Below are 19,281 nucleotides of genomic sequence, written 5' to 3'. Positions count from 1 at the left end.
CGACTTCGCTCGAAGCGAGCGGACTGGGGGTGGCAACCAACAGGTTCATTCGGCAGCTTCCTCGATCGGGGGCAGATTATGCCCGAGCAGTTTCAACACTTCGCCGGCCGCGTTCACCAGATTGGTGCCGGGGCCGAAAATCCCCTGCACGCCGGCATCGCGCAGATACTGATAATCCTGCGCCGGGATAACCCCGCCCGCGATGACCTTGATATCGCCGCGGCCCGCCTCGCGCAGATGGCCGATCAGCTCCGGGATCAAGGTCTTGTGCCCCGCCGCCAGCGACGAGGCGCCGACCACATCGACATCCGACGCGATGGCGAGGTCGGCGGCTTCCTTGGGCGTCTGGAACAACGGCCCGGGCACCACCTCGAAACCGAGATCGCCGAACGCCGAGGACACCAGGTTCGCCCCGCGATCGTGCCCGTCCTGCCCCATCTTGGCGACGAGCAGCCGCGGCTTGCGGCCCATACGGTGGGTCAGTGACGTCACTCCGTCCAGCAGCCCGAGCCAGCGCCGGTCGAATTCATGCGCGCCGCCATAGATGCCGGATACGGGCGTTGGTTTGGTGCCGTAGCGCCCGAACACATCCTCCATCGCCTGGCTGATCTCGCCGAGCGTCGCCCGCTGCCGCGCGCATTCGACGGCAAGGCCAAGGACGTTCTGAGTACCTGCCGCACCCTCGCGCAACGCATCGAGCGCGGCCCGGCATTTCGCCTCGTCGCGGCCTGCCTTGGATCTCTTGATCCGAGCGATCTGCGATTCCCGCACCGCGACATTGTCGACGTCGAGGATGTCGATCGCATCCTCTTCGGCCAGCTTGTATTTGTTGACGCCGACGATCACGTCCTCGCCCATGTCGACCCGCGCAGCGCGCCCGGCTGACGCCTCTTCGATCATCGCCTTGGGCCAGCCGGCTGCCACGGCCTTGGCCATCCCGCCCTCGGCCTCGACCCGCTCGATGATCTCCCAGGCCTTGTCGTACAGCTCCTGGGTCAGGCTTTCGATATAATAGGAGCCGCCGAGCGGATCGACGACATGAGTCATGCCGGTCTCTTCCTGGATCACGATCTGCGTGTTGCGCGCGATGCGGGCGGAGAAATCGGTCGGCAGCGCGATCGCCTCGTCGAGCGCGTTGGTGTGCAACGACTGGGTGCCGCCAAGCATCGCGGCCATCGCCTCGATCGTGGTGCGGATGACGTTATTGTACGGGTCCTGCTCGGTCAGTGACACGCCCGAGGTCTGGCAATGCGTGCGCAGCATCTTGGAGCGCTCGTCCTTCGCGCCGAGATCGGTCATCACCCGGTGCCAGAGTTTGCGCGCCGCGCGCAGCTTGGCGACTTCCATGAAGAAGTTCATGCCGATCGCGAAGAAGAACGACAGTCGCCCGGCAAAGGCATCGAGATCGAGCCCCGATGCCATCGCCGCCTTGGCATATTCGCGGCCGTCCGCGATGGTGAAGGCGAGTTCCTGAAGCTGAGTCGCCCCGGCTTCCTGCATGTGATAGCCGGAGATCGAGATCGAGTTGAACTTCGGCATATGGCGCGAGGTGTAGCCGATGATGTCCGAGATGATCCGCATGCTCGGCTCGGGCGGGTAGATGTACGTGTTGCGGACCATGAATTCCTTCAGGATGTCGTTCTGGATCGTGCCGTCCAGCTGCTCCTGAGGGACGCCCTGCTCCTCGCCTGCGACGATGAAGAAGGCGAGGATCGGGATCACCGCCCCGTTCATCGTCATCGAGACCGACATCTTGTCGAGCGGGATGCCGTCGAACAGGATCTTCATGTCGTCGATCGTGTCGATCGCCACGCCGGCCTTGCCGACGTCACCCGTCACGCGCGGATGATCGCTGTCGTATCCGCGATGGGTGGCGAGATCGAACGCGACCGACAGCCCCTTCTGCCCGGCGGCAAGGTTGCGGCGGTAAAAGGCGTTGGACGCCTCGGCGGTGGAGAAACCGGCATATTGCCGGATCGTCCAGGGCCGCCCGGCATACATCGATGCGCGCACGCCGCGGGTGAAGGGCGCGAACCCCGGCAGGCCGGGGTCGATATCGGCCACATCCTCGGCAGTGTAGAGCGGCTTGACCGCGATACCCTCGGGCGTCTGCCAGGTCAGGTCCTTGCCCTTCACCTCCTTCGCGGCGGCGGCGCTCCAGGCGTCCAGGGTGGGTTTATCGGTCACGGTCTTACGCCCCCCGGAACGCCGGCTTGCGCTTCTGCAGGAAAGCAATGCCGCCTTCCATCGAATCCGCGGAGCCGCGCGCGGCGCGCTGGTTCTCGGCCTCGCGCAGCATCGCGGCCGGATAGTCGACCTCCAGCGCATAGCCGAGCCCCCGGCGCATCAGGCCGAGCGCGACCGTCGGCCCGGCCGCCAGCCGCTCGGCCAGTGCGAAGGCCTCTCCATCAAGCGTATCGTCGGCCACAACCTTGTGGATCATGCCCCAGTCATAGGCCCTGGCCGCGAGCACGCGCTCGCCGAGCATCATCATCTCGGTCGCGCGCGCCTTGCCGATCAGGCGCGGCAGCATCCAGCTCGCCCCACCATCGGGCACCAGGCCGATATTGACGAAGGCCTGGAGGAAATAGGCCGTCTCGCTCGCGACGCAGAAATCGGCGGCGAGCGCGAGGCTGCACCCGATCCCCGCCGCCGGCCCGCGCACCGCGCTGACCATGGGCACGCCGAGATCGGCAATGGCGGCCATCGCCCGGTTATAATGGTTGGTCAGCGCCTCATAGGTCGTCTCGCCGGGATTGTCCGATCCGAGCGCAGCGCCCCCGACATCCGCGCCCGAACAGAAGGCGCGCCCCGCGCCGGCGAACAGCACCGCCCGCGCCCCGTCCAGCGCGCCGAGCGCCTCGCGCAGCTCGTCGAACATGGCCGGCGGCGCGGCGTTGAGCCGCTCGGGCCGGTTCAAGGTGAGCACCAGCACATCGCCCCGCCGCTCGCTCAGGATATGCTCATAGGCCATCAATGCTCCCCCTTCGGCGTTTCCATGATCTCGGTCAGCACGCCGCCCATGTCCTTCGGGTGGACGAAGAAGATCGGCGTGCCGTGCGCCCCGATGCGCGGCTCGCCCAGCACGCGCGCGCCCTTCGCCTCGAACCAGGCCCTGGCTTCGAGGATGTCGGGCACCTCATAGCAAAGATGATGCTGCCCGCCCGCCGGGTTCTTGGCGAGGAAGCCGTTGATCGGCGAGGCGGCGTCATAAGGCTCGATCAGCTCGATCTGCGTGTTGGGTGTATCGACGAAACACACTTTCACGCCCTGCGCCGGCAGGTCGAACGGCTCATGGATTGTCGTCGCCCCCATCACGTCGCGGTAAAAGGGGATCGCCTCCGCGATCGACGGCGTCGCCACGCCGACATGGTTGAGCCGGCCGATGATCATTGCGCCGGTGCGGCCTTGGGCGCGGGCGCGCGCACCGGGGCCTGACCGAAGGTGTAGCCGCACGCCTCGACCACCTGCTTGATCGGCGCTTCGCTCGGCGGGCCGGCAAAGGTCGCGTCGACAACATTGTTCATCGGGTCGATCACGCGGACCTTGATCTGCTTGGCGTGCGCGATCGCGGTGGTGAGCGTGGTCACGATCTGGTCGTCGGCGACATAGGTGCCGCTGCCGGGGAAATCCCAGTTGGCGCCGAGCGGCGGCGCGCCATCGACCTGGATCGACACCGGACGCGGCGTCGCGGCGGCAAAGGGCATGGCCGGGATGAACTGGATCGAGACGACATTGTCACTGCGCCGGTCGCAGCGCACCACCAGCCGCCCCCGGCCCTCGATCGAGGAAGCCGAAACCGACCCCGATTGAAGGCCGGTCGCCGCGTCGGTCTTCATGCGGGGCGTCCAGGGCGCCACCGGGGCAGCGGTGGACGCCGCGGGCGGCACCGCCGCCTGGAGAGCCATGGTCAGGAAAAGGATCATGCATCACCTGTCGTCTGTTGAGGCCCCCACCCTGCGCGCAAGCCGGCCCGAAGCGCAACCATCCGCGTCAGAGCGGAATATTGTCGTGCTTCTTCCACGGATTCTCCAGGCTCTTGCCGCGCAGCTTGCGTAGGCCGAGCGCGATCCGCCGGCGAGTCGAATGCGGCTGGATCACCTCGTCGATGAATCCCTTCGACGCCGCCACGAACGGGTTGGCGAATCGCGCCTCATATTCGGCGGTACGCGCGGCGATCTCCTCCGGGCTCTTGCCGCGGAAGATGATCTCGACCGCGCCCTTCGCGCCCATCACCGCGATCTCGGCGGTCGGCCAGGCATAGTTGAGATCGCCGCGCAGATGCTTGGACGCCATGACGTCATAGGCGCCGCCATAGGCTTTCCGCGTGATCACGGTGATCTTGGGCACGGTCGCCTCGGCATAGGCGAAGAGCAGCTTGGCACCATGTTTGATGATACCGTTCAGTTCCTGCGCGGTGCCCGGCAGGAAACCCGGCACGTCGACAAAGGTGACGATCGGAATCTCGAACGCGTCGCAGAAGCGCACGAAGCGCGCGGCCTTTTTCGACGAGTTGATGTCGAGGCAGCCGGCCAGCACCATCGGCTGGTTGGCGACGATGCCGACGGTGCGGCCCTCGATCCGGCCGAAGCCGATGATGATGTTCGCCGCATGAGTCGGCTGCACTTCGAAGAAATCGCCCTCGTCGACCGTCTTCCGCACGAGTTCATGCATGTCGTAGGGCTGGTTGGCCGACGCCGGCACCAGCGTGTCGAGGCTGTTCTCGATCCGGTCCCAGGGGTCGGAACTCGGCCGCTCCGGCACTGCCTCGCGGTTCGAGGCGGGAAGGAAATCCACGAAGTCGCGGGCCGCGCGCAGCGCCTCGATATCGTCGTCAAAGGCCACGTCGGCGACCCCCGACTTCGTGGTATGCGTCACCGCTCCACCCAGTTCCTCCTGCGTGACGATCTCGTTGGTAACGGTCTTCACGACATCCGGGCCGGTGACGAACATGTAGGAGCTATCCTTCACCATGAAGATGAAGTCGGTCATGGCGGGGGAATAGACGGCGCCCCCCGCGCACGGCCCCATGATCAGCGAAATCTGCGGGACGACGCCCGACGCCAGCACGTTGCGCTGGAACACCTCGGCATAGCCGCCGAGCGAGGCGACGCCCTCCTGGATGCGCGCGCCGCCCGAATCATTGAGACCGATCACAGGCGCGCCGACCTTCATCGCCATGTCCATGATCTTGCAGATCTTCTGCGCGTGCCGCTCGGAAAGAGAGCCGCCGAACACGGTGAAATCCTGGCTGTAGACGAACACCAGCCGGCCGTTGATCGTGCCCGATCCGGTGACCACGCCATCGCCCGGCACGACCTGCTCCGGCATGCCGAAGTCGACGCAGTTGTGCTCGACATACATGTCGAGTTCCTCGAACGACCCCTCGTCGAGCAGCACCTGGATCCGCTCGCGCGCGGTCAGCTTGCCGCGGGCATGCTGGGCCGCGATGCGCTTCGCGCCGCCACCCATCCGGGCGGCCTCGCGCCGGCGCTCAAGCTCCTCGATCGTCGACGACATGGGGTACTCCGGGTGCAGGGAGGGTCCCTCTTCCAAGGTGCGGCGCGTTTTGCAAATGTGAATTTGCAAAGTTGCGAAGGATGATTTTGCGAAGTACTCCTCTGAAGCCCTCTCCTTCAGGGGAGGGGCTTCAGGAAAAAAGAAGATGCCCCGCGCCCCACGCCTCTATGCCGGAGAACAGCTCCGCACCCTCCGCCGCGGCGCCGGGCTCAACCAGGCGGCGATGGCGGCTCGCCTCGGCATCTCCGTCAGCTATCTTTCCCAGCTCGAAAGCGGCGATCGCCCCCTTACCCCCTCGGTGACCGCCGCCCTGCGCCGCCGCCACCCCGGCGCGCTGATCGAGAGCGAAGCGCCCGCCATGCGCCTGGCCGGCCTGACCGCGGCGCTCGCCGATCCGGTCCTTCCCCCCGCCCCACCGCCCGAGGCGATCGAGCGGCTCGCCGAGGAACGCCCCGAGATCGCCGACCGCATCATCGCTCTCCACGCAGCGGTCCGCGCTGCGGAGGAACGGCTGCAGATGGTCGAGGAGAGCATGACCTCCGGCATCTCCGGCGCGGGCGCGCGCATGCCGTGGGAGGCAGTGCGCGACTGGTTCCATATCGCCGGCAATTATGTCGACCCGCTCGACCGCGCCGCCGAGGCTCTGGCTGAGGAACTCGGCCCCGAGGAATCCGCCCTGATCGCCCGGCTCGCCGACCATGGCATCACCACCATTGCGACGCCCGACGAAGCCGCACCGCTCCGCTCGCTCGATCGCCAGCATGGCACGCTCACCCTCAACGGCGCGATGCCGCCCGAGAGCCGCCGCTTCCTGATCGCGCACCAACTCGTCGCGATCGAGTTCGCCGGGACCATCCAGGAGATCGTCGAGGGCGCCTCCGTTTCCAGCGTGGAGGCGCGCAACCTGCTGCGCATCGGCCTGGCCAATTACGCCGCCGGCGCGCTAGCCATGCCCTATGCCCGGTTCCGCGCCACCGCGCGCCAGATGCGGCATGATATCGACCGGCTGTGCCGCCGGTTCGGCGTCAGCTTCGAACAGGCGTGTCACCGGCTCTCGACGCTGCAGCGGCCGGGCGCGGAGGGCATCCCCTTCTATTTCTGCCGGGTCGACATGGCCGGCAACATCACCAAGCGCCACTCCGCGACGCGGCTGCAATTCGCCCGCTTCGGCGGTGCCTGCCCCTTGTGGATCGTGCACGAGGCGGTCGCGATCCCCGATCGCATCGTCGTCCAGCATGCCGAGACGCCCGATGGGGTGCGCTATGTCTCGATGGCCAAGGGGCTGGTGAAACCCTCGGGCAGTTTCACGCGCAACCCGCGTCGCTATGCGGTGACGCTCGGCTGCGAGGCGGAGCACGCCGCGGACTTCGTCTATGCCGACGCGCTCGACCGGACCGCGCCGCCGATCCCGATCGGCATCTCCTGCCGGCTTTGTCCGCGCGACGATTGCGACCAGCGCGCCTTCCCGCCGGCCGACCGGGACATCGCGGTCGACCCGGACCTGCGCGGCACGGTGCCGTACCGGGTGGTCTAGCGGGTGTCGCTGCAGTAACGGCGATCTTCACGGCCCGGCGGAGACACCATGCAAGACACCCCCGCCGCGCGCTCTACCCTGGCGAGCGCCTATCTCTTCCTCGCCATCGTCATGCTGCTCTGGGCGGGCAATTCGATTGTCGGGCGCGCGGTACGCGACGATATCCCGCCCTTCACCCTGGCGCTGGTGCGCTGGGCAGGCGCGGCCACGATCCTGATGCCCTTCGCCTGGCGACGGCTGCGCGCCGATGCGCCAGCGCTGCGTGCGCATTGGCGCGAGGTGCTGGTCCTCGGCCTTCTCGGCGTCGCCGCGTTCAACGCCTTTCTCTATTCCGGCCTGCACCATACCACCGCGACCAATGCGATGCTGATCCAGGCGGCGATCCCGGCGCTGGTCGTGCTGTTCGGTCGCCTGTTCTTCGGCGAACGGGCGCGGGCGCTGCAGATCCTGGGCGTGATCGCCTCGACCATCGGGGTCGCCTGGGTCGTGTCCGCGGGCGATATCGACACCCTGCTCCATCTCCGGCTCGGCGCGGGCGACGCGCTGGTCCTCGCCGCGAGCCTGGTCTGGTCGCTCTACACCGTGCTGCTCAGGCTCAGGCCCGGAGTCGATCCGCTGAGCTTCCTCGTCGTGACCTTCACCATCGGCGCGCTCGCCATGCTGCCGCTCGCGGTCCATGAATGGCTGACGGACGACGCGGTGCGCTGGCGGCCAGCCACTTTCGGCGCCTTCGCCTATGTCGCGGTGCTGCCGTCGATCCTCGCCTATTTCCTCTACAACCGCGCGGTCGGCACGATCGGCGCCGGGCGGGCCGGGCAGATGATCACCCTGATGCCACTGTTCGGCGCGCTGCTCGCTGCCCTGCTGCTCGGCGAAGCGCTCCGCACCTTCCACTTCTGGGGCATGGCGTTCATCGTTGCGGGGATTGCGCTCTCGGCGATCGCGGGACGGGAGCGCGCCTAGACCTTCACGATCCCCCGGTCGATCAGGCTGCGCGCGGTGTCGACGATCGACTCCTCGGCCGGACGCGGCACCCAGCCAAGCACTGCCTGTGCATGGTCCGAGCTGGCCGCCCGCGTCCTGCCCAATTCGCCCGTCACCTGCCTGATGCTGTTGTCGAACAGCGCCATCAGCCGGAGGACGAAATCCGGAATCCGCCGCGTCGGTACCTTGCCCGCTTCAGGCCCGAGCCGAGAGCGCAGGATTTCCCCCACCTCGCTCATCGTCATGAACGGCCCCGCGCCGATGAAGCGCTCGTTCGCCATGCCCGGCGCGGTGAGCGCTCGGACGTGCAGATCGGCAAGGTCGCGCACGTCGACCACCGCAAAGCCGAGGCGCGGGAAACCCGGCATCGATCCGTCGATCAGCCGCTTCACGAATTCGATCGAGGCCGAGAAATCGTCGCTCATCAGCGGCCCCAACACGGCGGACGGATTGACCGTGCAGAACTCCATCGCGCCGCCGTTTGCGGCCACCCATTCCCGCGCGGCACGTTCGGCGATGGTCTTGGATTTGACGTACGCCCCAACGCCCGGCGCCTCGACATTCGTCCAGTCCGCCTCGGTATATGTCCGTTCGCCCGGGTGCCCATAAGCGATCGCCGCCACCGAGGAGGTCATCACGAACCGGCCGACCCCGGCCTCGGACGCAAAGCGCAGAGCCCGGAGCGCACCTTCCCGCGCCGGCACGATCAACTCATTCTCGTCCTTCACCGCATTGGGCGGAAAGGGCGACGCGACATGTGCGACATGGCTGCACCCGGCGACCGCCTCGGCCCAGCCGGCATCGTCCATCAGGTCGGCGGCGAAGAAGCGGATCGACGATCCCGGCACGCCGAGCGCGGCCCGCACCTCCGCCTCGCGCGTCAGCGAGCGGATCGTGGTGTTGATCCTCCACCCTTCGGCGGCGAGCTGCCGGATCAGATAGCCGGCTATATAGCCGCTGCCGCCCGTCACCAGGATCGTGCCCGTCATCACCACTCTCCACTGCAATGGGAGAACCGGTTTTACATTGAAACCAAAGTCGCGCCAAGCCGGGCTTGCAATCCCCCCGCCCCCCGGCAAAGAGGGCGCGCAGGAGAACGCCATGTCCGATCAGACGCTCTATCCCGTACCACCCGAATGGGCGAAGCGCGCGCGCTTCGATGCGGACGGATATGAGACGCTCTATGGCCGTTCGCTCGCCGATCCGGGCAGCTTCTGGCTCGAGCAGGCGCGCCGGCTCGACTGGATCAAGCGGCCCGAGATCGCCGGTGACTGGTCGTTCGGCGAGAAGGATTTCCACATCCAGTGGTTCGCCGACGGCAAGCTCAACGTCGCGGCCAATTGCCTCGACCGGCATCTCGCGAAGCGCGGCGAGCAGACCGCGCTGATCTGGGAACCCGACGAGCCGGGCGAGGAGCCGCGCCGCTTCACCTATCGCGAACTCCATGCCGAGGTCTGCCGCTTCGCCAATGTCCTGAAGGCGCAGGGCGTCGGAAGGGGCGACCGAGTCACCATCTATATGCCGATGATCCCCGAGGCTGCGTTCGCGATCCTCGCCTGCGCGCGGATCGGGGCGATCCATTCGGTGGTGTTCGGCGGCTTCTCGCCCGAGGCTTTGGCGGGACGGATCACCGATTGCGACAGCGCCTTCCTGGTCACCGCCGACGAGGGCCGGCGTGGCGGCAAGCGCATTCCCCTGAAGGCCAATGTCGATGCCGCCGCCGATCGCGCGCCGGCGCTGAAGACCGTCATCGTGGTGAAGGCGACCGGCGGCGACGTGACGATGCGCGCAGGCCGCGACCTCTGGTATCATGAAGCCGCGAAGGCCGAGGCCGCGACCTGCCCGCCCGAGCCGATGGGCGCCGAGGACCCGCTGTTCATCCTCTATACCTCGGGATCGACCGGCCAGCCCAAGGGCGTGCTCCACACCAGCGGCGGCTACCTGCTCTGGGCGAGCCTGACGCATGAGCTGGCGTTCGATTACCGCGCCGGAGACATCTGGTGGTGCGCCGCCGATATCGGCTGGGTCACCGGCCACTCCTATATCCTCTACGGCCCGCTCGCGAACGGCGCGACCACGCTGATGTTCGAAGGCCTGCCGACCTGGCCCGACGCCAGCCGCATCTGGCAGATCGTCGACCGGCACAAGGTCCACACCATCTTCACTGCCCCCACGGCGCTCCGCGCGCTGATGAAGGAGGGCGACGATTATGTGACGAAGACCAGCCGCGCGTCGCTCAAGCTGCTCGGCACGGTCGGCGAGCCGATCAACCCCGAGGCATGGCGCTGGTATCACGACGTGGTCGGCGAGGGCCGCTGCCCGATCATCGACACCTGGTGGCAGACCGAGACCGGCGGCGCGATGATTGCCCCGATGCCCGGCGCGACCGATCTGAAGCCCGGCAGCGCGACCCGGCCAATGCCAGGCGTCGACCCGCAACTGGTCGATACCGAAGGCAATGTGCTGAACGGCGCGACCGAGGGCAATCTTGTGATCGCGAAGAGCTGGCCGGGACAGATGCGTACCGTGTGGGGCGATCATAACCGCTTCTTCCAGACCTATTTCACCACCTATCCGGGCAAATATTTCACCGGCGACGGCGCGCGCCGCGACGAGGACGGTTACTGGTGGATCACCGGCCGGGTCGACGACGTGATCAACGTCTCGGGCCACCGCATGGGCACCGCCGAAGTGGAATCCGCACTGGTGCTTCACCCCAAGGTCGCCGAGGCAGCGGTGGTCGGCATGCCGCACGACATCAAGGGCCAGGGCATCTACGCCTATGTCACGCTCAATTCGGGCGAGACCGCGTCTGACGAGCTGCGCGCGGACCTGATCAAATGGGTCCGCACCGAGATCGGCCCGATCGCCGCGCCCGACGCGCTGCAATTCGCCCCGGGCCTGCCCAAGACCCGCTCGGGCAAGATCATGCGCCGCATCCTGCGCAAGATCGCCGAGGGTGACGTGACCAGCCTCGGCGATACCAGCACGCTGGCCGATCCCGCGGTGGTGGATGATCTGGTGGCGAACCGGGTGAAGTAGACCTCCGCTCCGATCTGATCCGCCTCAGCTAAAGATTGTGCTCCCGCGAAGGCGGGAGCCCAGACTGGGCTCCCGCCTTCGCGGGAGCACAATTCCCAGCTGCGTCCATTGGCCGGGGTCGCGTCATCGCGAAGACGGATGGGAGCTGAACGTCGCCATTGACTCATCCGTAACCCATGGCTTACCGTAAGTCATGGCTAACCGAGTCGCGCACGCCTTTGACATGCTCGCCGATCCCACACGCCGGGCGATCCTCGAACGCGTCGGCCAGGCGCCGGCGGCGGTGGGGGAGATCGCTGCCGGCCTGCCCGTCTCGCGCCCGGCGGTGTCGCAGCATCTCAAGCTGCTGAAGGAGGCCGGGCTGGTGACCGAGACCGCATCCGGCACGCGCCGCATCTATCGTATCGATCCGCGCGGGCTCGGCGCCATGCGCGACTGGCTCGACCAGTTCTGGAAAACCAGCCTCGAGAATTTCGCCGCTTTTGCGGACGCACAAGCGAAGGAGGAGAAGGAATGAGCATTGCCCCGATCGTCCAGTCAGTCACCGTCGCGATGAAGCCCGATCGCGCCTTCGCGGTCTTCGCCGGCCAGATGGGCCGCTGGTGGAAGCCCGGCATGACCGTCGGCGCGCAACCCCATGTCGATATCGTGATCGAGCCGCAACCCGGCGGGCGCTGGTATGAGCGCGACGCGCAAGGGGCCGAGACCGAATGGGGCAAGGTGCTCGCCTGGGATCCGCCCCTGCGCCTGCTGCTCGCCTGGCAGCTCGATGCGAGTTTCGCCTTCAATCCGGAATGCGAGACCGAGGTCGAGGTGCGTTTCGATCCCCAGGCCGACGGATCGACCCGGGTCACCCTCGAGCATCGCCATCTCGAACGCTTCGGCCCCTCGGCCGAGAAGATCGCGGCACAGCTCCGCAGCGGCTGGCCAGGCCTGATGCAGCTTTACGCGGAACGCGCGCAATCGGAGGAGAAGGTTCAATGACCGAGTTCGTCATTCACGGCATTCCCGGCAGCCCCTATGTCCGCACGGCGTTGCTGGCGCTCGAGGAGAAGGGCCTGCCCTGGCGGCTCGCGGCGATCCCGATGGGCGGCAATCGCGCCGCGGAATATCGCGCGATTCATCCGTTCCAGAAGATCCCGACGCTCGATCATGGCGATTTCCGCCTCTACGAGACGCGCGCGATCCTCGACTATCTCGACCGCATGGCGCCCGAGCCGCCGCTGACCCCGGCCGATCCGAAACAGGCCGCGCGGATGAACCAGCTGATCGGCATCACCGATTGCTATCTTGCCGCGCGACTGAGCGGCGCGGTGACCTTCCCCCGCCTGATCGCGCCGCAGTTCGGCATGCCGGTGGATGAGGATGCGATCGCGGGCGCGGTACCAGGCGCGACCGAAGTGGTGGGCGAAGTCGCCCGGCTGCTCGGCGACCAGCCCTTCCTCGCCGGCGATGCGCTGTCGCTTGCCGACCTGATGCTCGCGCCGCACCTCGTCTTCGTGCCGCACTTCGCGGAGGGTCAGTCTATCCTCGCCCCGCACGCCAAGCTGCGCGCCTGGATCGAGCGGATGGATGCACGGCCGAGCCTGGCGGCAACGACCTGGGATCGCCTGAGAGCCCGTGTCGCCGAACAGGAACCCGTCGCCGCCTGAACCGGCTAGACAAGCGCTTCGTACGGGGCGAGAGGGACGCCGTCTCTCCCGCCCCGTACGAGGCTCGCATGCTCCCGCCCACCCGCGCAACCGCTCCGATCGGCCGGCATGGCTGAGGCCGGCGCGCGCGCGCCCCTCGTCCGCTGGGCGTTGCTGCTCGCGCTGTCGGCGGCGTTTGCCGGGATGCTCGAGGCGTTGCGGCTTCCCGCGGGGCTGCTGCTCGGCCCGATGATCGCCGCGATCCTCATTGCGACGCGCGGCCAGGGCGTCACCATCCCGCCCCTGTCCTTCCAGGCGGCACAGGCGTTCGTCGGGCTGCTGATCGCCGGATCGTTCAACGCCGGCACGGTCAGCACGGTGATCGATCACTGGCCGGTGTTCTTCGTCGTCACCGCCGCCACTCTCTCCGTCGGCGTGGGCATCGGCCTGCTGGTCGGGCGGCTGGGCTGGCTGCCGGGCAGCGTCGCGGTCTGGGGCTGCATGCCCGGCGGCGCGGCGGCGATGGTGCTGATGGCGCAATCCTATGGCGCCGAATGGCGGCTGGTCGCAGTGATGACCTATAGCCGCGTGGTGTGTGTCGCAGGCACGGCCTCAGTGGTCGCGGCGCTGGTCGGCGCTCATGGCGGGATGGAGAGCCCGACCGCCGACTGGTTTCCGCCCATCGACCTTGTCGCCTTTGCCGAGACTCTGGCCATCGCCGCGGTCGGCGCCTGGCTCGGCGTGCGGTTCAAGCTGCCGGCGGGACCGATGATCGGCGCGATGCTGCTCGGCTCGGTGCTCAATATCGCCGGGCTGGTCCGGTTCGACCTGCCGGGCTGGCTGCTCGCGGCGAGCTACGCGATCGTCGGCTGGCGCATCGGCTTGCACTTCACTCGCGAGATCGTCAGGGCAGCGGCGCGCGTCCTGCCCCGCATCCTGCTGTCGATCCTGTTGCTGATCGGCATCTCGGCCGGCATCGGCTTCCTGCTCGCGCATTTCGGCGGCGTCGACCCGATCACTGCGTATCTCGCGACCAGCCCGGGCGGCATGGATTCAGTCGCGATCATCGCTGCTTCGACCAAGGTCGACGTGCCTTATGTGATGGCGCTCCAGGCACTGCGTTTCTTCGCCTGCGTGATCCTCGGCCCGGCACTGGCGAAGTTCGCGGTCAGGCGACAGGGAAGTGCGGCCTAGTCGAAGAACAGGCCCGCGTTCTGCGCCTTGTGGGCGATACGGACGATCTCCACGCGATGCTCCGTGATGCGATAATAAGCGCGGTGGCGCCGATAGCCGAAGCTCCGCGTCTCCGGGCGCACACCGGGGACTACGGCGCCCGCCTCCGGGCGCTCGCGCAGCAGAACGAACAACTCGTTGAAGCCGCGCAGATAGGTGTCGGCAGCATCACCGCCGTAGCGTTCCCGCGTATATCGCCAGATCGTATCGAGATCATCGCCGGCATCGCCGGTGATGCGAAGATCAAGCATCGGCGCGGTGTTTGGCGATGATCGCCTCAATGATCTCTGACGGATCGCGCGGGTCGATTCCCGACGCGATGCCGGAATCGATCATTGCCTGCAGCTCGGCCAAATCCGCCGCGTTCCGCTCATCGCGACGGATGAGATCGCGCACATAATCGCTGGCGCTCGAATAGCTGCCTGATGCCACGAGCTGGTCGACCCAGCTCTTGAGCCCATCGGGGAGCGAGATGTTCACCTGTGCCATCGGGTCATCCTACAGATTCGCGCGGATTTGTCGACTCAGCGCAGCAACACCAGCTCCTCCGCCATGGTCGGGTGCAGCGCCACGGTCTGGTCGAACGCCGCCTTGGTCAGGCCCGCCTTCACCGCGACTGCGGCTGCCTGGAGGATTTCGGGCGCATCCGGGCCGATCATGTGAAGCCCCAGAATCTTGTCCGTCTCGCTGTCGCAGACCATCTTGTAGAGCGACCGTTCGTTGCGGCCGGCCAGCACGTTCTTCATCGGGCGGAAGTCGGACGTATAGACCTTGACCGATCCGAACTTCATCTTCGCCTGGCTCTCGGTGAGGCCGACGCCCGCCATCGGCGGATGGCTGAACACCGCCGAGGGGACGTTCTCGTAATCGACCCGGGTCGGCTTGTTGCCGAACATCGTATCGGCAAAGGCCTGGCCCTCGCGGATCGCGATCGGGGTGAGCTGGATGCGGTTGGTCACGTCGCCCACCGCAAAGATGCTGTCGCAGGTCGATCGGTTGTCGTCGTCGACCACGATCGCGCCCTTGGGATCGAGCTCGACGCCGGCCGTTTCGAGGCCGAGGTCGGCGGTGTTGGGGTCGCGCCCGGTCGCGAACATCACGCAATCGACGATGATCGGCTCATGGCCCGACATGCTGACCTTCAGGCAACCATCGTCCATCTTCTCGATGCCCTGGAAATCGGCATGGAAGCGGAATTCGAGCCCCTTCATCATCGAGATCTGAAGCAGCCGGTCGCGGATCTGCTCGTCATAACCGCGCAGGATCACGTCGGTGCGGTTGATCAGGGTCACATGCGCGCCGAACTGATGGAAGATGCCGGCGAACTCGTTGGCGATATAGCCGGCGCCGGCGATCAGGATGCGCTTCGGCACCGCTTCGAGATGGAAGGCCTCGTTCGAGGTGATGCCATATTCATGGCCGGGGCATTTCGGCACCGACGGCGTGGCGCCGGTTGCGACCAGGATGGTCTTAGCGGTGACCTCGCGCCCGCTTGCGAGCCGGATGCCGTGCGGGCCGGTGACCGTCGCGCGCTCATGGATGATCTCGACGCCATTGTTGCTCAGCGTGTCGGTATAGGCGCCGTTGATCCGGTCGACCTCGTCGAGCACGTTCTTGATCAGTATCTTCCAGTCGAAGGCGCAATCATCCGGCACGTTCCAGCCGAAGCGGCGGGCATCGGCCAGATCCTCGGCGAAATGCGCACCATAGACGAGCAGCTTCTTGGGCACGCAGCCGCGGATCACGCAGGTGCCGCCGACGCGATATTCCTCGGCAACCGCGACCTTGGCGCCGTGCGCCGCTGCGACGCGCGACGCGCGGACGCCGCCGGAGCCGGCGCCGATGACGAAAAGGTCGTAGTCGTAGGTCTCGGACATCTCAGTTCCTCGTCACCCCGGACTTGTTCCGGGGTCCATTCTTCCACAATGACCGCCATGCGTTGCTGCACGGTGGATGCCGGAACAAGTCCGGCATGACGTTCTATTGGTCCCCGAAGGCCCGCTTGATCAGGTCCTCGGTCGAGACGTCGAACTTCTGCCCGCCCCCCTCTTCCAGACTGGCGCCCGCTGCCTTGGCCATTTCCTTGCCGAGCTCCACCCCGAACTGGTCGAACGGGTTGATGCCGAGCAGCGTGGCGTTCACGAACACGCGCTGCTCGTAAAAGGCGATCAATGCGCCGAGCGTGCGGGCGTCGAGCACGTCGAGCAATATGGTCGAGCTGGGCCGGTCGCCCGAATAGCTGCGTGCCGGATCCTTGTCGTTGGCGCGGCCCTTCATCAGGGCCGCGCCTTGCGCAAAGGCGTTGAGCAGCAGCTGCCGATGATGATCATCGGCGAGACTGTCTCCGGGTTCGATCACCGCGACGAACTCGACCGGCACGAGATGCGTACCCTGGTGGAGCAGCTGGAACACCGCATGCTGCGCGTCGGTGCCGACGCCGCCCCAGGTGATCGCCGCGCTCGGCCGGCCGAGCGGCTTGCCGTCGACCGTCACGCCCTTGCCGTTCGATTCCATCTCGAGCTGCTGGAGATAGGAGGGCAGCAGCCGGAGCCGTTCGTCATAGGCGAAGGTGGCACGCGTCTCGGCGTGGCGAACCTGCGTGTAATAGAGATCGGCAAAGGCAGCGAGCGCCGGGGCATTCTCGCTCAGCGACGCGAGGCGGAAATGGCGGTCCATTTCGGCGGCGCCGTCGAGCAGCTCCTCGAAACAGTCCCAGCCCAAAGCGAGCGCGGCGGGGAAGCCGATCGACGACCAGAGCGAATAGCGCCCGCCAACCGATTCCATGAAGGGCAGCACCCGCGTCTCGTCCACGCCCCATTCGACCGCCTTGTCGGGCGAGGCGGTCAGCGCGACGACTCGGCCATAGGGGTCCTCGACCCCGCCTTCCTGCATCCATTCGAGCACGCTCTCCGCGTTGAGCATGGTCTCGGTCGTGGTGAAGGTCTTGGACGCGACGACCAGCAGGGTCGCGGCCGGATCGAAACGGCCGAACGCTTCCTCGAGCGCGACGCCATCGACATTGGAGACGATCGCCGTGTCATAGCGCCCGGATTCGCGGCCAAGCGCATCGACCAGCAGGTCGGGCCCGAGCGCCGAACCGCCGATGCCGACATGCAGGACATGACGGATCGGCCCAAGCGCCTCGGCCTCGATCGCGTCGATCAGCGCGCGCATGCGGGCGTGGAGCGCCTGGGCGAGGCCGACATCCTCCGGCTTGCCCTCGCCGCGCTCCGCGGTGTGGGTGGCGGCGCGACCCTCGGTGACGTTGACGATCTCGCCCGCGAACAGCGCCTCGCGCTTGGCCGCAAGGCCCTGCGCCTTGGCCAGTGCCTCGAACGCCGCGATCGCCTCGGGGGTCAGATGAGTCTTGGACCAGTCGAAATGCAGGCCGGCAACGTCGAGGCTGAGTTTCTTCAGCCGATCCGGATCATCGGCGAACAGGGTCTCAAGCCTGGGCGAGGGCAAGGCTTCGATCGAGGTCCAGTCGGCAGGCATGGAAACATCTCCGCTAATCGTCCGCGTGAGGTAAGCGCGCGCCGGCCAATATGCCACCTCGAACCGGCAAACCATCCATCACCCGCCTTCTCCACCTTCTGCGCCATCCCATCTGTCCCGCTCCAAACCACCGTTCACGACGGCTTGGCTTGACGCCCCGCCGCTGCCACCGCAAACCGCCGCGCATGGCCGATACCGAAGACATGCCCGCATCCGACCCCGCCGCCGCGCCCGAACCCGGCGCGACCATAGAGGCGGCAAAGCCGCGTTCGGAGACGCGCGACACGATCTTCTTCCTGGTGAAGCTGGTCATCGCGGTGCTGATCTTCCGCAGCTTCGTCTTCTCGCCGTTCAACATCCCGTCGCAATCGATGCTGCCGCGGCTCTATATCGGCGACTATCTGTTCGTGTCGAAATGGAATTACGGCTATTCGCGCCACTCGCTGCCGCTGAGCGTGCCGCTGATCCCCGGCCGCATCTTCGGCCGCGATCCGGCGCGGGGCGACGTTGTCGTGTTCCGCGCGCCGACCGGCGACCATGACGTGATCAAGCGTGTGATCGGCCTGCCAGGCGACACGATCCAGATGCGCCATGGCCAGCTGATCCTGAACGGCACCGCGATTCCCAAGGAGCGCGTGGCGGATTTCACCTTGCCGATCACGCCCAATTATCCGGCGGGCAGCGAATGTCCGGCCGAATTCCTCGACAATGACGCCAAGGGCAAGCCGATCTGCCGCTACCAGCAGTTCCGCGAGACCCTGCCCAACGGCAAGTCCTATATGGTGCTCGACCGGGGCGAGAATGTCTCGGCGGACGAGACCCAGGTCTATTCGGTGCCGACGGGCACCGTGTTCGTGATGGGCGACAATCGCGACGACAGCGGCGACAGCCGCTTCGATCCGCCGGCGGGCATGGGCTATGTCCCGATGGACCGGATCGAGGGCAAGGCGGTGGTCAGCTTCTTCTCCACCGACGGCTCGGCTAGCTGGCTCCTGCCCTGGACCTGGTTCACCGCGGCGCGCTGGTCGAGGATCGGGGAAGGCTTTTGAGCGGGGCGCTCTCCGACTGGATCAAGGAAAGTTTCGGCCACAAGCCCCGCGACCTGGCCGGGTACGAACGCGCGCTGACCCATGGCAGCCAGGCGGCGGCGAATTACGAGCGGCTCGAGTTCCTCGGCGACCGGGTGCTCGGCCTCGTCATGGCCGAATGGCTGTTCGAAACCTTTCCGGGCGAGCCCGAAGGCGCGCTGTCGAAGCGGCTGAACGCGTTGGTGACGGGCGCGGTCTGTGCCGACGTGGCGCGCGGTATCGGCGTGAGCACGCAGCTCAAGCTCGGCAAGCAGGCGCGAGACGACGGCGCGGCGGACAGCGACAATGTGCTGGGCGACGTGATGGAGGCGCTGATCGGCGCGCTCTATCTCGATGCGGGGCTGGAGCCGGCACGCACGGCGATCCGCAAGGCCTGGGGCGACCGGGTGAAGACTCAGGGGTCGGCAGCGCCGCAGCACCCGAAATCGGCACTGCAGGAATGGGCGGCGGCGAACAACCGGCGCACGCCCGCTTATGAGGTGGTCGAGCGGTCCGGCCCGCACCATGCGCCGCGCTTCACGGTGAAAGCCTCGATCGGCACGCTGGCCGAGGCGACCGCGACGGGAAGCTCCAAGCAGGAGGCCGAAACCGCGGCGGCCGCGGCGCTGCTGGAGAAGCTGGGGAGCTGACGGGGTTGAACCCGCAACGATGCAAGTAAAGCCGGTGGCGCGATACTGTCGATCCGATAGAAAAACGCGATTTTTGCCAGCCAACATCGACCTCGATTTTTTGACGATGGTCTTTGGGAATCCAT

General features: G+C 66.8%; 19 protein-coding genes. 9 read left to right on the top strand and 10 right to left on the bottom strand.

All coding sequences use genetic code 11. From position 1 onward, the window contains the following. Positions 1-45: 45 nt before the first annotated feature. From scpA to AC1RT8_RS07605, 5 genes are all read right to left on the bottom strand, one after another. Entirely contained in the window at positions 46-2,187 is a 2,142-nt protein-coding gene (gene scpA / locus AC1RT8_RS07625; RefSeq protein ID WP_493075005.1) for a methylmalonyl-CoA mutase, read from the bottom strand. A gap of 4 nt (positions 2,188-2,191) precedes the next feature. Then, positions 2,192-2,974 (bottom strand): enoyl-CoA hydratase-related protein, encoded by a 783-nt coding sequence (locus AC1RT8_RS07620; RefSeq protein ID WP_493075004.1) that lies wholly within the window; start codon positions 2,972-2,974, stop codon positions 2,192-2,194. Next, positions 2,974-3,393, bottom strand: a complete 420-nt coding sequence (gene mce / locus AC1RT8_RS07615; RefSeq protein WP_493075003.1) for a methylmalonyl-CoA epimerase — start codon at positions 3,391-3,393, stop codon at positions 2,974-2,976. The genes AC1RT8_RS07620 and mce overlap by 1 nt, the downstream gene beginning before the upstream one ends. Beyond that, positions 3,390-3,926, bottom strand: a complete 537-nt coding sequence (locus AC1RT8_RS07610) for a hypothetical protein (protein WP_493075002.1) — start codon at positions 3,924-3,926, stop codon at positions 3,390-3,392. The genes mce and AC1RT8_RS07610 overlap by 4 nt, the downstream gene beginning before the upstream one ends. Before the next feature lie 67 nt (positions 3,927-3,993). Then, a complete protein-coding gene (locus tag AC1RT8_RS07605; protein ID WP_493075001.1) occupies positions 3,994-5,520 on the bottom strand; it encodes an acyl-CoA carboxylase subunit beta in 1,527 nt (508 codons plus the stop codon). A gap of 145 nt (positions 5,521-5,665) precedes the next feature. On the opposite strand from AC1RT8_RS07605, the gene AC1RT8_RS07600 reads away from it, so the two are divergent. Both AC1RT8_RS07600 and AC1RT8_RS07595 read left to right on the top strand, forming a co-directional pair. Further along, positions 5,666-7,054: a helix-turn-helix domain-containing protein gene (locus AC1RT8_RS07600; RefSeq protein ID WP_493075000.1), complete on the top strand. Its 1,389-nt coding sequence runs from the start codon at positions 5,666-5,668 to the stop codon at positions 7,052-7,054. A 48-nt stretch (positions 7,055-7,102) separates the two neighbouring features. Continuing rightward, positions 7,103-8,017 carry a DMT family transporter gene (locus tag AC1RT8_RS07595; RefSeq protein ID WP_493074999.1) on the top strand — a complete coding sequence of 305 codons (915 nt, stop codon included), beginning with the start codon at positions 7,103-7,105 and terminating at the stop codon, positions 8,015-8,017. Here AC1RT8_RS07595 and AC1RT8_RS07590 read toward each other — a convergent pair. Then, complete coding sequence (locus AC1RT8_RS07590) at positions 8,014-9,027, bottom strand: SDR family oxidoreductase (protein WP_493074998.1); 1,014 nt, start codon at positions 9,025-9,027, stop codon at positions 8,014-8,016. The two genes, AC1RT8_RS07595 and AC1RT8_RS07590, sit on opposite strands and share 4 nt — an antisense overlap. 112 nt (positions 9,028-9,139) lie before the next feature. Between AC1RT8_RS07590 and acs the strand changes: the two genes are divergently transcribed. The 5 genes from acs (at position 9,140) to AC1RT8_RS07565 (ending at position 13,905) form a co-directional block, all read left to right on the top strand. Further along, positions 9,140-11,080 carry an acetate--CoA ligase gene (acs, locus tag AC1RT8_RS07585; RefSeq protein WP_493074997.1) on the top strand — a complete coding sequence of 647 codons (1,941 nt, stop codon included), beginning with the start codon at positions 9,140-9,142 and terminating at the stop codon, positions 11,078-11,080. A gap of 193 nt (positions 11,081-11,273) precedes the next feature. Next, complete coding sequence (locus tag AC1RT8_RS07580; RefSeq protein WP_493074996.1) at positions 11,274-11,597, top strand: ArsR/SmtB family transcription factor; 324 nt, start codon at positions 11,274-11,276, stop codon at positions 11,595-11,597. Further along, positions 11,594-12,064 carry an SRPBCC family protein gene (locus AC1RT8_RS07575; protein WP_493074995.1) on the top strand — a complete coding sequence of 157 codons (471 nt, stop codon included), beginning with the start codon at positions 11,594-11,596 and terminating at the stop codon, positions 12,062-12,064. The genes AC1RT8_RS07580 and AC1RT8_RS07575 overlap by 4 nt, the downstream gene beginning before the upstream one ends. After that, entirely contained in the window at positions 12,061-12,732 is a 672-nt protein-coding gene (locus tag AC1RT8_RS07570) for a glutathione S-transferase family protein (RefSeq protein ID WP_493074994.1), read from the top strand. Before AC1RT8_RS07575 ends, AC1RT8_RS07570 begins: the two co-directional genes overlap by 4 nt. Before the next feature lie 108 nt (positions 12,733-12,840). After that, positions 12,841-13,905: an AbrB family transcriptional regulator gene (locus AC1RT8_RS07565; protein WP_493074993.1), complete on the top strand. Its 1,065-nt coding sequence runs from the start codon at positions 12,841-12,843 to the stop codon at positions 13,903-13,905. On the opposite strand, the gene AC1RT8_RS07560 is transcribed toward AC1RT8_RS07565, so the two are convergent. The 4 genes from AC1RT8_RS07560 to pgi form a co-directional block, all read right to left on the bottom strand. Beyond that, a complete protein-coding gene (locus AC1RT8_RS07560; RefSeq protein WP_372849941.1) occupies positions 13,902-14,195 on the bottom strand; it encodes a type II toxin-antitoxin system RelE/ParE family toxin in 294 nt (97 codons plus the stop codon). The genes AC1RT8_RS07565 and AC1RT8_RS07560 overlap by 4 nt on opposite strands. After that, the gene (locus tag AC1RT8_RS07555; RefSeq protein WP_372849943.1) at positions 14,188-14,433 is read right to left on the bottom strand and encodes a type II toxin-antitoxin system ParD family antitoxin; all 246 of its coding nucleotides are present in this window, start codon (positions 14,431-14,433) and stop codon (positions 14,188-14,190) included. Before AC1RT8_RS07555 ends, AC1RT8_RS07560 begins: the two co-directional genes overlap by 8 nt. A 35-nt stretch (positions 14,434-14,468) precedes the next feature. After that, on the bottom strand, positions 14,469-15,821 hold the full coding sequence (gene gor, locus AC1RT8_RS07550) for a glutathione-disulfide reductase (protein WP_493074992.1): 1,353 nt from the start codon (positions 15,819-15,821) through the stop codon (positions 14,469-14,471). Positions 15,822-15,924: 103 nt separating this feature from the next. After that, positions 15,925-17,439, bottom strand: a complete 1,515-nt coding sequence (pgi, locus tag AC1RT8_RS07545; protein WP_493074991.1) for a glucose-6-phosphate isomerase — start codon at positions 17,437-17,439, stop codon at positions 15,925-15,927. Between the two features lie 203 nt (positions 17,440-17,642). On the opposite strand from pgi, the gene lepB reads away from it, so the two are divergent. Together lepB and rnc are read left to right on the top strand one after the other, a co-directional pair. Next, on the top strand, positions 17,643-18,488 hold the full coding sequence (gene lepB, locus AC1RT8_RS07540) for a signal peptidase I (RefSeq protein ID WP_493075564.1): 846 nt from the start codon (positions 17,643-17,645) through the stop codon (positions 18,486-18,488). Continuing rightward, complete coding sequence (gene rnc / locus AC1RT8_RS07535; protein WP_493074990.1) at positions 18,485-19,156, top strand: ribonuclease III; 672 nt, start codon at positions 18,485-18,487, stop codon at positions 19,154-19,156. The genes lepB and rnc overlap by 4 nt, the downstream gene beginning before the upstream one ends. Positions 19,157-19,281: the final 125 nt, after the last annotated feature.

The organism is Sphingomonas sp. GW821-FHT10F11 (assembly GCF_058809095.1).
This window is presented reverse-complemented; position numbering and strand designations above follow the sequence as displayed.

Bases quoted from the DNA above. Each gene is read 5' to 3' on its own strand.
- AC1RT8_RS07620 (WP_493075004.1), bottom strand. From the start codon at position 2,974: ATGGCCTATGAGCATATCCTGAGCGAGCGGCGGGGCGATGTGCTGGTG.
- mce (WP_493075003.1), bottom strand. From the start codon at position 3,393: ATGATCATCGGCCGGCTCAACCATGTCGGCGTGGCGACGCCGTCGATC.
- AC1RT8_RS07610 (WP_493075002.1), bottom strand. From the start codon at position 3,926: ATGATCCTTTTCCTGACCATGGCTCTCCAGGCGGCGGTGCCGCCCGCG.
- AC1RT8_RS07605 (WP_493075001.1), bottom strand. From the start codon at position 5,520: ATGTCGTCGACGATCGAGGAGCTTGAGCGCCGGCGCGAGGCCGCCCGG.
- AC1RT8_RS07600 (WP_493075000.1), top strand. From the start codon at position 5,666: ATGCCCCGCGCCCCACGCCTCTATGCCGGAGAACAGCTCCGCACCCTC.
- AC1RT8_RS07595 (WP_493074999.1), top strand. From the start codon at position 7,103: ATGCAAGACACCCCCGCCGCGCGCTCTACCCTGGCGAGCGCCTATCTC.
- AC1RT8_RS07590 (WP_493074998.1), bottom strand. From the start codon at position 9,027: ATGACGGGCACGATCCTGGTGACGGGCGGCAGCGGCTATATAGCCGGC.
- acs (WP_493074997.1), top strand. From the start codon at position 9,140: ATGTCCGATCAGACGCTCTATCCCGTACCACCCGAATGGGCGAAGCGC.
- AC1RT8_RS07580 (WP_493074996.1), top strand. From the start codon at position 11,274: ATGGCTAACCGAGTCGCGCACGCCTTTGACATGCTCGCCGATCCCACA.
- AC1RT8_RS07575 (WP_493074995.1), top strand. From the start codon at position 11,594: ATGAGCATTGCCCCGATCGTCCAGTCAGTCACCGTCGCGATGAAGCCC.
- AC1RT8_RS07570 (WP_493074994.1), top strand. From the start codon at position 12,061: ATGACCGAGTTCGTCATTCACGGCATTCCCGGCAGCCCCTATGTCCGC.
- AC1RT8_RS07565 (WP_493074993.1), top strand. From the start codon at position 12,841: ATGGCTGAGGCCGGCGCGCGCGCGCCCCTCGTCCGCTGGGCGTTGCTG.
- AC1RT8_RS07560 (WP_372849941.1), bottom strand. From the start codon at position 14,195: ATGCTTGATCTTCGCATCACCGGCGATGCCGGCGATGATCTCGATACG.
- AC1RT8_RS07555 (WP_372849943.1), bottom strand. From the start codon at position 14,433: ATGGCACAGGTGAACATCTCGCTCCCCGATGGGCTCAAGAGCTGGGTC.
- gor (WP_493074992.1), bottom strand. From the start codon at position 15,821: ATGTCCGAGACCTACGACTACGACCTTTTCGTCATCGGCGCCGGCTCC.
- pgi (WP_493074991.1), bottom strand. From the start codon at position 17,439: ATGCCTGCCGACTGGACCTCGATCGAAGCCTTGCCCTCGCCCAGGCTT.
- lepB (WP_493075564.1), top strand. From the start codon at position 17,643: ATGCCCGCATCCGACCCCGCCGCCGCGCCCGAACCCGGCGCGACCATA.